The following is a 13,185-nucleotide window of genomic DNA, read 5'->3' on the forward strand; positions in this document are numbered from 1 at the left end:
GCGCACACAAAAGCGGTCGCACCCGGGCTTCGAGCCCCGGTGCGACCGCTTTTCAGTGGTGAGTCAGTGGTGAGTCGGTGCTACTTGACCGCGATCGACTGCGCCTTGAGGGCCGCGATCGTCTTCGTCTGACCCGACGACAGGGCGTCCGAGAGGGTTCCGGAGCCCGAGATGGCCGAGCCGAATCCGTCCGACACGTCGCTGTAGGTCTGGGTCATGGTCGGGCCCCAGGTGAAGGGCTGGATGTTCTCCGCCGCGGTGGCGAAGTCTTTGTAGATGGCCTGGTTGCCGTAGAACTCGACACCCGAGGTCAGAGCCGGCAGGTCGGCGCCGGTGCTCGAGGCGGGGTAAAGGTTCGCCTCTTTGTTCAGTGCGGTCAGAGCCTCTTTGCTGGTGTTCAGCCAGACCAGGAATTTCGACGCCTCGGCCGGGTGCTTGCTGCCCTTGAAGACGACGGACGAGGATCCACCCCACGCCGCTGATGCCTTGTCACCCTCGGTCCACTGCGGCATCTGCGCCACCGCCCACTTGCCGCTCGTCTTCGGAGCGCCGCTCGAGATCGTGTTCGCGCCCCAGACGGCCGAGACCCAGGTCCAGTCCTGACCGGTGTTGTAGGCGTTGTTCCACTCGTCGGTGAAGCTCGGAAGCGTGTTGACGAGCTTCTTCGAGATGAGGTCCTGCCAGTAGTCGGCGACCTTGGTCGACTCGGCCGAGGTCAGGTTGACGTCCCAGGTGCCGTCGTCGGTCGAGAACCACTGGCCACCGGCCTGCGAGACGAGACCGGCAAACTGGTTGACGTCGCCCTTGGCGAAGTTGGTGATGTTGCCGCCGAGAGCCTTGATCTTGACCGCGTCGGCGGCATACTCCGCCCACGTGGTCGGTACCGAGAGGCCGGCCTTGTCGAAGAGGTCTTTGCGGTAGTAGAGGGCCATGGGGCCCGAGTCCTGCGGAATGGCGTAGACGCTGTTCGCCTCGCCGAAGGTGACCTGGTTCCAGAGTCCGTCGGAGAAGTCGGCCTTGGCGTCGCTCACGCCGGAGCAGGAGGCGATGTTGGCCAGGCCGTCCTGCACGCGGAACGCGGGGAGGGTGTCGTACTCGACCTGTCCGATGTCAGGGGCGTTGCCGGCCTTGAGCTGGTTGAAGAAGTTCTTGTACGTGCCGCTGTTTCCGTTGGCGACGATGGAGACCTTCACCTGGATGTCCGGGTTCTCTTTGTTCCAGAGAGCGACGACCTTGTCCATGTTCGGAACCCAGCTGGTGAAGTTGAGGGTCACCTTGCCGGTGGACGCCTTGCAGGACGCGGCCGTGTCGGATCCTGAATCACCGGCTCCCGAGCCGGCGCTGCACCCGGCGAGGGCGATGGTTGCGGCCACGGCGACGGCCGCGGCGCTGAGGAGCTTCGATTTCTTCATGTGATTTCCAATCGGGGTGCTGTGCGTGGCGGATCGGATCGACCGGCACGGGAGGGAACGACGTTGTTGCCTTGCGGGAGGGTGGAACGGGTGGCGACCGGACTACTTGAGGCCGCCGGCTCCGAGACCGCTGCGCCAGAACCGCTGGAGGCTCAGGAAGGCGATCAGGAGGGGAATGATCGACACGAACGCCCCGACGAGGACGAGCGTGCGGAGCTCGGGGTACTGGCTCACGTTGGAGTTCCAGGTGTAGAGGCCGAGGGTCACCGGGAAGAGCGACTGCGTGCGCAGCATGACGAGCGGCAGGAAGAAGTTGTTCCAGATCGCGACGAACTGGAACAGGAACACGGTGACGAGGGCCGGCGACATGAGACGGATCGCCACGGTGAAGAAGGTGCGGACCTCGCCGGAGCCGTCGATGCGCGCCGCCTCGATGATCTCGTCGGGAACGCTCGACGACGCGTAGATGCGGCAGAGATAGACGCCGAACGGGCTCACGATGCTCGGCAGGAAGACCGCCCAGAACGTGTCGGTGAGCTGCACCTTCGAGAAGATCAGGAAGAGCGGGAGCGCCAGCGCCGTGGCGGGCACGAGCACGCCGCCGAGAAAGATGTTGAACAGTGCCTCGCGGCCCCAGAAGCGGTACTTCGCCAGGGCGTAGCCGCACATCGCCGAAAGGATCGTGCCGAGGCCGCCGGCGACCGTCGCGTAGACGATGCTGTTGAGCATCCAGCGGGGGAAGATACCGCCGTCGTAGGTGAAGAGGCGGCCGATGTTCGCGATGCCGTCCTGGAGCGACGACGGGGTGAACCAGAGGGCCGCACTGGTGTTGAAGTTGTCGAGCGTCTTGGTCGACGACACCAGCAGCCAGAAGATCGGGATGAGGAAGTAGAGCGTGAACACGCCCATGATGAGCATCGCCGCCGAGCGCGACATGACGCTCTCGCGGGGCCCCCGACCCCGTTTGGGAGCGCGGGTGGTCTTGTCGTCGAAGGTCTCGGCCGGACGAAGGGGTGCGTCGACGCTCACTGGTCGGCCTTCCGCTGGGTCAACCGGAGGAACCCGATCGACAGGATGAATGTGGCGACGGCGAGCACGACGCTGAAGGCCGCCGCGAGGTTGAAGTTCGGCACCGACGAGGTCGAGTACACGAGCATGTTCGGGGTGAAGGTCGACGAGATGCTCGACGTGAACTGGCGGAAGACGAGCGGCTCGGTGAGCAGCTGCAGCGTGCCGATGACCGAGAAGACGGCCGTCAGGATGATGGCGGGAACCACCAGCGGGATCTTGATGGCGATGGCGATCCGCCACTGCGATGCACCGTCGAGTCGAGCTGCCTCGTAGATCTCGGTCGGGATCGCGAGCAGCGACGAGTAGATGATCAGCATGTTGTAGCCGACGTAGACCCAGGTGACGACGTTGGCGATCGCCCAGAGGATCGTGCCGCCGCCGAGCAGGTCGACGTTGCCGGTGACGAACTTGAACGGCGACAGACTCGGCGAGTAGAGGTAGCCCCACATGATCGCGGCGATGACGCCGGGCACGGCGTACGGCGCGAAGAACGCGAGCCGGAAGAAGCGCTTGCCGCGGAGGAGCGGCGAATCGAGCAGGAGCGCGAAGAGCAGCGCGAGGGCCAGCATGACCGGCACCTGCACGATTCCGAAGGCCAGCACCCGAAGGATCGACGACCAGAACACGCTGTCCTGAAAGACGAGGACGTACTGGCTGAGCCCACCGAAAACCTGCGTCGGCGCGCCGAATGTGCCCTGCCGCTGGATCTTGAGCAGCGACTGATAGACCGCGTAGAGAATCGGCACGAGGTAGAAGGCGACGAACAGGACGGCGAATGGCACGACGAAGATCGCGACCGCCGTGCGGTAGCGGAACCCGCCCTTCGGCTTTGGCCCCTGGGCGTCCGCTTTCGCAGCTCGCCGTCGCGAGGTGATGACGGTCATGATGCCTTCCTGTTCTGACGAATGATGTGGGTGCCGCCCGCAGGGAGCTCGATGCGGCCCTTGAGCTCCTGCTCGGTAACGAGGTCGTAGCCCTCGTGGTCGTGGGTGACGGCCGTGTCGCCGTGGTTGAGAACGAAGACCCACTCCTGGTCGGCCGAGACGCGGCGGACGACCTCGACGTCGGCGGAGGCGTCGACGCCGGTCGGGCGGTGCACCTCGGCCCCGTCGAGAACGGCTGCCACGACGGCTTCGAGAGCCGAAGGATCCAAGACGGTCGACACGTACCAGGCGCTCCCCCGGCCCCGTCGGTTGCGCGTGACCGCGGCCCGTCCGGCGAAGCGTCCCGTCTCGTAGAGGGAGACCGGCTCTGCCCCCTCGAGCTCGAGGGGCTCCGACCACATCGATCCCGTCGCCCCGTCGGAGATCGCGACCGTGTCGCCCTGGTCGAGGGGCGAGAACTCGTCGGTGCGCACGCCAAGCAGGCGGCGGAACGCGCCGGGATAGCCGCCCGTCCGCACCGAGTCGGTCTCGTCGACGATGCCGCTGAAGAAGGTGACGAGCGCCGAGCCGCCGGCCTCGACGAACTCCTCGATCGCGATCGCGTGCTCGTCGCGCACGAGGTAGAGGCTCGGCACCACGACGACCGAGTAGCCGTCGAGGGAGGCGCCCGGGGCGACGACGTCGACGGTCACACCGAGATCCCAGAGGGCGGCGTAGAGGCGGTGCACCTGATCGATGTACGAGAAGTCGGAGGTGGGGTGGGCTTCGAGGTCGGCCGCCCACCAGTTCTCCCAGCTGAACACGAAGGCGACGTCGGCGACCACCCGCGAGCCACGGAGCTCGCCGAGTCGGGAGACGAGCGCGCCCAGCGCGACCGACTCGTTCCAGACGCGCGACGAGGTGCCGGCGTGCGGCAGCAGGGCGGAGTGGAACTTCTCGGTGCCCTTGACCGAGGCGCGCCACTGGAAGAAGCAGACCCCGTCGGCGCCACGGGCCACGTGGGCCGATGTGTTGCGGACCATCTCGCCCGGCCCCTTGGTCAGGTTGCGCGGCTGCCAGTTGACGGCGCTCGTGGAGTGCTCCATCAGGATCCACGGCGCGCCCGCCGCGAGGCCCCGGGTCGTGTCGGCCGCAAACGAGAGCTCGACGTGCGGGCGGGCCAGACGGTGGTCGAGGTAGTGGTCGTTCGCGATGACGGCCATGTCGTCGACCCACGACCAGTAGTCCTGGTTCTTGATGTGGGCGGCGACCATGAAGTTCGTGGTGACCGGGATCGAGCTCGTGCGGCGGATGACCTCGGCTTCGGCGCGGTAGTGGGCCAGGAGCTCGTCGGAGCTGAAGCGATGGAAGTCGATTGTCTGCATCGGGTTGATGAACGACAGGGTCGCCCGCGGCGGCTGGATCTCGGCGAACGACGAGTAGCGCTGGCTCCAGAAGGCCGTTCCCCACGCCGTGTTCAGCGCCTCGACGTCGCCGTAGCGGTCTTCGAGCCAGACGCGGAACGCCGCGGCCGAGCTGTCGCAGTAGCAGAGCGAGTTGTGGCAGCCGAGCTCGTTCGACACGTGCCAGAGGCGGACGGCGGGGTGCTCGCCGTAGCGCTCGGCGGTTGCACGGACGAGCTCGAGCGCGAGTTCGCGGAAGACGGGTGAGCTGGGGCAGTAGGCCTGTCGTCCACCCGGCCAGCGCGTGGTGCCGTCGGCGGCCTGCGGGAGCACCTCGGGGTGCCTCGTGGTGACCCACGGCGGCGGCGACGAGGTGCCGGTGCCGAGGTTGACGCCGATCCCGTTGGCGTGAAGGAGGTCGATGATCGTGTCGAGGTCGTCGAAGCGGAATTCGCCGGGAGCAGGCTGGATGTGCGACCAGCCGAAGATGTTGATGGCGACGAGGTTGACCCCGGCTTCGCGCATCAGGGCGACGTCGTCGATCCAGGTCTCGGGCGACCACTGCTCAGGGTTGTAGTCGCATCCGAAGACGAGACCGGAGAGCCCGAGACCGAGTGCGGTCGTCTGCGGGTGGGTCTGGGTCAGCACGGGGTCCTCGGCTTCGTCGACGGGTGCTCCCCCTCGTCGATCGGCCGGTTGGCCCCCTCGACTGTGAAGGTTCACACACATGGTTCTGTGATCGTTCACAGAGCGCGCCGAATCGGAGATCCGGAGATTTTCTGGGAACGTTCACAGAGTAAAACCCACTCTCGCCGATTTGTCAAAAAATCGGTCGTGCCCGCGGGCGGAACAAGGCCCGCGCCCGGCGAATCCCTCCAGTAGGGTGACCACATGGCCGGTCGAAATGCAGGGGGACGACGCGCCACCATTCACGATGTGGCCGCCGAGGCGGGCATCTCGCGCGGTACCGTCTCCCGGGTTCTCAACGATGAGCCCTACGTCTCGGCGACCGCCCGGCAGGCTGTCGAGGCGGCTGTCGCCAAAGTCGGCTACGTGCGCAACGCGGCGGCGCGCAACCTCGTCACCCAGAGATCGCGGGCCGTCGCCCTCATCGTGCACGAGCCGCACTCGCTCGTGCTCGAGGACCCCAACATCGGCAACATCCTGATCGGCACGAACGCCGTGCTCTCGCAGGCCGACCACCAGCTCGTCACCCTGATGATCGACTCGCAGCGCGACAGCGACCGCGTCGTCGAGTACCTCCGTGGCGGATTCGTCGACGGCGCCATCATCCTGTCGGCGCGCACCGGCGACCCCATCTCGGACGCCATCGCCGAGATGCACCTGCCCGCCTCGTTCGTGGGGCACCCGCCCGACGCCCCAGACATTCCCTACATCGGCATCGACAACAAATCCGCAGCCGAGGCCATCGTCCGCCGCCTCGTGGCGACCGGGCGCCGCCGCATCGGCATGCTCGCCTCCGGGCTCGATCGCGACTCGGGGCAAGACCGCCTGATGGGTTTCGCCACGGCCCTGGGCGACGCCTACGACCCGCGACTCGTCGTCCGCCACCCGTTCTACAGCTACGCGGCCGGTGCCGAGGGCATGGCAGAGCTGCTCGACATCGACCCGACCATCGACGGGGTCTTCGCCGCGTCCGACGCCGTGGCGGCCGGAGCAATGGACGTGCTCCAGCGCCGCGGAATCTCGATCCCCCACGAGCTCGGCATCATCGGTTTCGACGACAGCTCGTGGGCGGTGCGCTGCACCCCCGCGCTCTCGACCGTCCGCCAGCCGGCCGAGGCCCTCGGGCGCCGCGCGGCCCAGCAGGTCCTCGACCAGCTCTCCGGCACCGTCGACTTCGAGCGTGACCTCATCCTGCCGACCGAGGTGGTCTGGCGCGAGAGCGCGTGACCGGCCGATGACAGAGCACGAGAAGCCTTTGAGGCGCGACGATCCGGGACGGTCGCGCAACCTGTCTCGGATCCTGAGCAGGATCCACGTCACGCCGACCAGCCGAAGCGATCTGACGAGGCTGACCGGGCTCAACCGCTCCACCGTCGGCGTCCTCGTCACCGAGCTGACCGAGCGCGGTCTCGCCGTCGAAGACGACAGCCGCGCCGCGGGCCAGGTCGGCCGGCCGAGCCTGATCGCCCGTCCGAGCGACCGCACCGTGGCCCTCGCCGCGAACCCCGAGATCGACGCCATCACCATCGGCGCGGTGTTGCTCGGCGGACGCGTGCTGACGCGCCGGCGGATCGAACTGGCACGCATCCCCGACGTCGACCGGGCGGTCACCCTGATCGGCTCTGCGGTGGGCGAGCTTTGCGCCTCCCTCGAGCCGGCGCACGAGGTCGTCGGGCTGGGTCTGGCGATTCCCGGCATCGTGCGGACGAGCGACGCCCACGTGCGATTCGCTCCGCATCTCGGCTGGCGCGACGCTCCGCTCGGGTCGCTCCTCGCCCACGCGACGGGGCTGCCCGTGCACGCGGCCAACGACGCCGCCCTCGGCGCCCGCGCCGAATGGACCTTCGGCGCCGGCCGCGACACCGACAACCTCGTCTACGTCAACGGCGGATCGAGCGGCATCGGCGGCGGGATCATCTCTGGCGGAGCTCCGCTTGGAGGCCGCAACGGTCATGCTGGCGAGATCGGCCACCTCTCGGTGCGCCCCGCCGGCAGCATCGACAGTGCCGGGCTCAGCGGCACGCTCGAATCCGACGTGCGTCGAAGCGACCTGCTGCGCGTGCTCGGCCTCACCGCGGCAAATCCGGACGAACTCGAGAAGGCCCTGCTCGCGGCGGTGTCCGCCGAAGCATCGCCGGTGAACGAGGTGCGGACAGAGGTCGAGCGGCAGATCGACGCACTGGCGATTGCGCTCGGCAGCGCCGTCAACCTGCTCGACCCAGAACGGATCGTGCTCGGCGGGTTTCTCGGCAGTCTCGCGGCAGTCGACCTGCCCAGGATCCGGGCCGGCGTCGCGCGGCACTCCCTCCCGGCCGTCGACCCCGTGGCGATCGCCCGCTCGCAGCTCGGATCCGACCTCCTGCTGATCGGTGCCGCCGAGCTGCCGTTCGCGGCGCTGTTCGACTCGCTGTAGGAGCCCGACCGGACGCCCCCGAGCCCACGATCGGCCCGGCCCGTCTCCTTGTCAGCGCTGCAGTAGCGGCTCCACGATCGGCTCACGCAGTGCCGGACAGTGCTCGGGAGTCGGGAAGTGCGCGATCTCGATCATCCGATCGAGAGCGTCACGGGCGTCGGCGAGCGCCGCCATCGACTCGGTGATGCGCGCACGTTCGTCTGCCAGAAGCGCGAAGACCTCGGGCGACGACGTTCCCGTGTCGACGCACGGGAGCAGTTGGGCAATGGTGCGGCTCGGCAACCCCGCCGAGAAGAACTGCTGAATGAGCTGCACCCGCTCGACGGCGGCTTCGGAGTAAACGCGCTGGCCCGCAGCCGTCCGCTCGGAATGCAGGAGGCCCTGCTCTTCGTAGTAGCGGAGAGCTCGAGCGCTGACGCCGGAGCGGTGAGCGACATCGCCAATTCGCATTGCGGGACCTTTCAAGAAAAATTGATGCTTCAAACACTTGCCCTTGACGTCAACGTCACCTTTTAGCGTAGTTCGTGCCGGCTCGCATTCGAGCCGATTCGCACCACATTGCAACGAAGGAACCTTATGAACATCACCGGACAGACCGCCCTCGTCACCGGAGCCAATCGCGGCATCGGACGCCAGTTCATCCTCGAACTCCTCGACCAGGGCGCGGCTAGGGTCTACGCGGCTAGCCGCCGCCCCGAGACGATCGACTTCGACGACGACCGCGTCGTCCCGCTCCGCGTCGATCTCCTCGATCAGGAGTCCATCGCGGCCGCGGCCACCGCAGCCCCCGACGTGTCCCTTCTCGTCAACAACGCCGGGATCTCCACGTCCACGCCGGTCATCACCGGCGACCTCGACGACATCCACCGCGAGCTGGACACCCACTTCTGGGGCACCCTCCACGTGACCCGAGCCTTCGCACCGATCCTCGGGGCGAACGGCGGCGGGGCGGTCGTGAACATCCTGTCGGCGCTTTCGTGGTTCTCCTACCCCGGCAACGGCGCCTACGCCGCCGCCAAAGCAGCCGAATGGAACATGACGAACGCCGTTAGGCAAGAGCTCTCCGCCCAGGGCACACTCGTCCAGGGCGTACACCTCGGCGCCGCGGCGACCGACATCATGGCCGGCTACGAGGGGCCCATGATCGACCCGCGCGACGTGCCGCGCGCCTCGCTCGCAGGGCTCGCCTCCGGCGCGATTGAAGTGGTCGTCGACGACTGGAGCGCGATGGTGAAGGCGTCGCTCGGAGGAGACCCCGCGGCGTTCTACGCCCAGCTCGAGGCAAACCTGCCCGGCTGATCGCGGTGGGGCCGGATCCTGCTCGCCAGGATCGGTTCGCGCTTCGCGGACCGTTTCACGCATCGCTTACCGTCGCGTCGGTGAGCGATGCGTGAAACAGTCCGCCGAGCAAACCTCGGCAGGCCAGCCGCTTGCGCGAGAGGGGGATCCGACGTAGTTTGTTGGACGCCCCAACAAATCTCACGAAGGTGACCCCATGGCAACGACGCCCACTCGCTCCGACAAGTTCTCCTTTGGTCTCTGGACCATCGGCTACAACGGCTCAGACCCGTTCGGCGGCCCCACCAGGCCCCCGCTCGACGTCGTCGAGGCGGTCGAGAAGCTCGACTCGCTCGGCGCCTACGGCCTCACCTTCCACGACGACGACCTCTTCGCGTTCGGTTCGACCGACGCCGAGCGCCAGACCGAGATCGACCGCCTCAAGGGCGCTCTCGCGTCGACGGGCATCGTCGTGCCGATGGTCACCACCAACCTCTTCAGCGCGCCCGTCTTCAAAGACGGCGGCTTCACCTCGAACGACCGCGACGTGCGTCGCTTCGCACTCCGCAAGGTGCTCCGCAACGTCGACCTCGCCGCCGAGCTCGGTGCCGAGACCTTCGTCATGTGGGGTGGCCGCGAGGGCGCCGAGTACGACGCGGCGAAAGACGTTCAGGCCGCTCTCGAGCGCTACCGCGAGGCCGTCAACCTCCTCGCGCAGTACACCGAAGACAAGGGCTACGGCATCAAGTTCGCCATCGAGCCGAAGCCGAACGAGCCCCGCGGCGACATCCTGCTGCCGACCCTCGGCCACGCGATCGCCTTCATCGACACCCTCGAAAAGCCCGAGCTGTTCGGCGTGAACCCCGAGGTCGGCCACGAGCAGATGGCGGGCCTGAACTTCACGGCCGGCATCGCCCAGGCGCTCTACTCGGGCAAGCTGTTCCACATCGACCTCAACGGCCAGCGCGGCATCAAGTACGACCAAGACCTCGTCTTCGGTCACGGCGACCTGCAGAACGCGTTCTCGCTCGTCGACCTGCTCGAGAACGGCGGCCCCGGCGGGGTCCCGGCCTACACCGGCCCGCGCCACTTCGACTACAAGCCGAGCCGCACCGAAGACATCACCGGCGTGTGGGATTCGGCCGCTGCCAACATGCGCATGTACCTGCTGCTCAAGGAGCGCGCGGCGGCATTCCGCGCCGACCCCGAGGTGCAGCAGGCTCTCGCCGCCGCCAAGGTCGACGAGCTGCGCACGCCCACGCTGAACCAGGGCGAGACCTACGACCAGCTCCTCGCCGACACCTCGGCGTACGAGTCGTTCGACGCCGATGGCTACTTCGGCGCCAAGGGCTTCGGCTTCGTCCGCCTGCAGCAGCTGGCTGTCGAGCACCTCATGGGCGCCCGGGGCTAGGCACAGCAGATGGCACAGCTGGTGGCGGGGGTCGATTCGTCGACGCAGAGCTGCAAAGTACTTATCGTCGACCCCGCCACCGGCGAGATCGTCCGCCAGGGGCGCGCCGCCCACCCCGACGGCACCGAGGTGGCGCCGTCCGAGTGGTGGCGCGCCCTCGGCGAGGCTCTCGATGGCGCCGGTGGCCTCAGCGACGTCGGCGCGATCTCGATCGGCGGTCAGCAGCACGGGCTCGTGGCCCTCGACGCCGCGGGCCACGTGGTGCGCGACGCGCTCCTCTGGAACGACACCCGAAGCGCCCAGGCGGCCGCCGATCTCACTACCGAGGTCGGAGCCGCCGACTTCGCGACCCGTACCGGCCTGGTTCCGGTGGCGAGCTTCACGATCACGAAACTCCGCTGGCTCCGCGACGCCGAGCCCGACAACGCGGCGCGAGTCGCCGCCGTCGCACTCCCCCACGACTGGCTCTCTTGGCGCCTCCGCGGCTACGGCCCCGAGGGCGAGTCGCCGCTCGGCCCCGACCTCGACGCACTCGCGACCGACCGGTCGGATGCGAGCGGAACCGGCTACTTCGACCCCACCACCGACCAGTACGACAGCGGCCTCTTCGAGCTCGCATTCGGGAGACCCCTTCGGGTCGCAGGATCCGACGGCACCCCGGCAGCGGTCGTCGTGCCCCGCGTCACCCGCTACGATCAGCAACTCGGTGCGCTCGATCGAGACGTCACCGTGGGATCCTCGTCTCTCGCCCCCGCGGGGCTTCGCATCGGCGCGGGCGCCGGCGACAACGCCGCCGCGGCCCTCGGCCTGCAGCTCGGCGCCGGTGACATCGCCGTGTCGCTCGGCACCTCGGGCACGGTCTTCGGCGTGAGCGAGACAGCGACCTCCGACGAGACCGGCACGGTTGCCGGATTCGCCGACGCGACGACCGCTCGTCTTCCGATCGTCACGACTCTCAACGCCGCCCGGGTGCTCGACGTCTTCGCCGGAGTGCTCGAGGTCGACTACGACGAGCTCGGCACCCTGGCCTTGCAGGCCCCTCCGGGCAGCGACGGCCTCGTGCTCGTGCCGTACTTCGTCGGCGAGCGCACCCCGAACCGCCCTGAGGCGACCGCATCGCTGACCGGCATGACGCCGAGGACCATGTCGCGCCCCCACCTGGCGCGCGCCGCGATCGAGGGCATGCTGTGCAGCCTCGCCGACGGCCTCGCCGCGATCGAGGCAACCGGCACGACCGTTGAGCGGCTGTTCCTGATCGGTGGTGCAGCGCAGAACTCGGCGGTGCGCGCGATCGCGGCGCAGGTGTTCGGGCGCGACATCACCGTGCCCGAGGCCGGCGAATACGTCGCTCTCGGGGCTGCGGTGCAGGCGGCCTGGCTCCTCACCGGCAGCCGTCCGACCTGGGAGCTGGCCAGCGTGGTGATCGCCGCGGATCCGCACCCCGGTGTGCTGGAGAGCTACCGCGCCGCTGGGTCGCTTTCCTGAGTTCGTCTGGTCGCGAAACTCCAGTAGTTGCGGGTCTGATCTCCGGGGACCCGCAACTTCTGGAGTCTCGATATTCTGCTGCGAGACCCCCTGCATCCGAGAACGGACCACACCGACGTGCCCCTGACAGACCTCCCCCTCGATCAGCTCCGCGACTACCGACCCGACGTGCGCGAGCCCGCCGACTTCGAGGCGTTCTGGCGAGAGACCATCGCCGAAGCGCGCTCCGCGGCCGCCGACTCCGGTGCGACCGCGACGCTCCGCCCGGCCGACACCCCGGTGACCGAGCTGATCGTCGAAGACCTGACGTATCCGGGCTTCGGCGCCGAACCGATCCGCGCCTGGGTCACACGGCCCCGCCGCCCCGAGGGCACGAGGCTGCCGACCGTCGTCGAATTCAACGGCTACAACGGCGGCCGCGGGCTCCCGACCGAGCACACGGCCTGGGCGCTGGCCGGCTTCGCGCATGTGTTCATGGACACGCGCGGGCAGGGCAGCGGCTGGGGTACCGGCGGCGATACCCCCGATCCGCACGGGTCGGGGGCGCAGGTCGCCGGGTGGATGACTAGCGGGATCGCGGATCCTCGTGACCATTACTACCGGCGCGTCTACACCGACGCGCTCCGCTTGCTCGATGTCGTCGAGACGTTCGACTTCGTCGACCCCGACCGCATCGCCACGACCGGGGGAAGCCAGGGCGGCGGCATCGCGATCGCTGCCACCGCGTTGCACGCGATGCACGGCGGCCACCTCGTCGCCACGATGCCCGACGTCGCGTTCCTCTGCGACTGGGAGAACGGCGCGGCCGTTGCCCTCAGCGACCCGTACCAGGAGCTCGTCCGCTACCTGTCGGTGCATCGCGATCAAACCGAGATGGTGTGGACCACAGCCAGCTACCTCGACGGCGTCAACTTCGCGAAGCGCCTCAGCACCCCCGCGCTGTTCTCGGTTGCGCTGATGGACGAGATCGTTCCGCCCCGCACGACCTTCGCCGCGTACAACGCCCTCGCCTCGACCGATAAGACGATCGAGGTGTTCCCGTACAACGGCCACGAGGGCGGAGCAGGCCACCACTGGCTGACGCAGGTGGCCTATCTCCGCTCCCGGCTCTGACGAGCTCCCGGCTCTGACGAGCTTCTGGCTCTGACGAGCTCGCGACTCT

At 68.2% G+C, this 13,185-nt stretch carries 11 protein-coding genes; 6 read left to right on the top strand and 5 right to left on the bottom strand.

Going from position 1 to position 13,185, the window contains the following annotated elements; genetic code table 11:
- Window positions 1-80 precede the first annotated feature (80 nt).
- The 4 genes from ITJ49_RS04380 to ITJ49_RS04395 all read right to left on the bottom strand — a co-directional run bounded on the left by ITJ49_RS04380 (window position 81) and on the right by ITJ49_RS04395 (window position 5,397).
- Window positions 81-1,412, bottom strand: a complete 1,332-nt coding sequence (locus ITJ49_RS04380; RefSeq protein ID WP_194601882.1) for an ABC transporter substrate-binding protein — start codon at window positions 1,410-1,412, stop codon at window positions 81-83.
- Window positions 1,413-1,514: 102 nt separating this feature from the next.
- Complete coding sequence (locus ITJ49_RS04385) at window positions 1,515-2,348, bottom strand: carbohydrate ABC transporter permease (RefSeq protein WP_123942315.1); 834 nt, start codon at window positions 2,346-2,348, stop codon at window positions 1,515-1,517.
- Window positions 2,349-2,437: 89 nt separating this feature from the next.
- Window positions 2,438-3,367, bottom strand: a complete 930-nt coding sequence (locus tag ITJ49_RS04390; RefSeq protein ID WP_194601885.1) for a carbohydrate ABC transporter permease — start codon at window positions 3,365-3,367, stop codon at window positions 2,438-2,440.
- Window positions 3,364-5,397, bottom strand: a complete 2,034-nt coding sequence (locus ITJ49_RS04395; protein ID WP_370544367.1) for a beta-galactosidase — start codon at window positions 5,395-5,397, stop codon at window positions 3,364-3,366. Before ITJ49_RS04395 ends, ITJ49_RS04390 begins: the two co-directional genes overlap by 4 nt.
- A 243-nt stretch (window positions 5,398-5,640) precedes the next feature.
- Here ITJ49_RS04395 and ITJ49_RS04400 point away from each other — a divergent pair, with 243 nt between their 5' ends.
- Window positions 5,641-6,663, top strand: a complete 1,023-nt coding sequence (locus ITJ49_RS04400) for a LacI family DNA-binding transcriptional regulator (protein ID WP_194601891.1) — start codon at window positions 5,641-5,643, stop codon at window positions 6,661-6,663.
- Window positions 6,664-6,670: 7 nt separating this feature from the next.
- Window positions 6,671-7,849 (top strand): ROK family protein, encoded by a 1,179-nt coding sequence (locus tag ITJ49_RS04405; protein WP_194601893.1) that lies wholly within the window; start codon window positions 6,671-6,673, stop codon window positions 7,847-7,849.
- Between the two features lie 51 nt (window positions 7,850-7,900).
- On the opposite strand, the gene ITJ49_RS04410 is transcribed toward ITJ49_RS04405, so the two are convergent.
- Window positions 7,901-8,299: a MerR family transcriptional regulator gene (locus ITJ49_RS04410; protein WP_194601897.1), complete on the bottom strand. Its 399-nt coding sequence runs from the start codon at window positions 8,297-8,299 to the stop codon at window positions 7,901-7,903.
- A 126-nt stretch (window positions 8,300-8,425) separates the two neighbouring features.
- On the opposite strand from ITJ49_RS04410, the gene ITJ49_RS04415 reads away from it, so the two are divergent.
- From ITJ49_RS04415 to ITJ49_RS04430, 4 genes are all read left to right on the top strand, one after another.
- On the top strand, window positions 8,426-9,148 hold the full coding sequence (locus ITJ49_RS04415) for an SDR family oxidoreductase (RefSeq protein ID WP_194601900.1): 723 nt from the start codon (window positions 8,426-8,428) through the stop codon (window positions 9,146-9,148).
- A gap of 196 nt (window positions 9,149-9,344) precedes the next feature.
- On the top strand, window positions 9,345-10,538 hold the full coding sequence (gene xylA, locus ITJ49_RS04420; protein WP_123941261.1) for a xylose isomerase: 1,194 nt from the start codon (window positions 9,345-9,347) through the stop codon (window positions 10,536-10,538).
- A 9-nt stretch (window positions 10,539-10,547) separates the two neighbouring features.
- Entirely contained in the window at window positions 10,548-12,023 is a 1,476-nt protein-coding gene (gene xylB, locus ITJ49_RS04425; RefSeq protein ID WP_194601903.1) for a xylulokinase, read from the top strand.
- A gap of 117 nt (window positions 12,024-12,140) precedes the next feature.
- Window positions 12,141-13,136 (top strand): acetylxylan esterase, encoded by a 996-nt coding sequence (locus ITJ49_RS04430; protein WP_194601906.1) that lies wholly within the window; start codon window positions 12,141-12,143, stop codon window positions 13,134-13,136.
- Window positions 13,137-13,185: the final 49 nt, after the last annotated feature.

The sequence above is a fragment of the Frondihabitans sp. VKM Ac-2883 genome (genome assembly GCF_015350875.1).
Taxonomy (GTDB): domain Bacteria; phylum Actinomycetota; class Actinomycetes; order Actinomycetales; family Microbacteriaceae; genus Frondihabitans.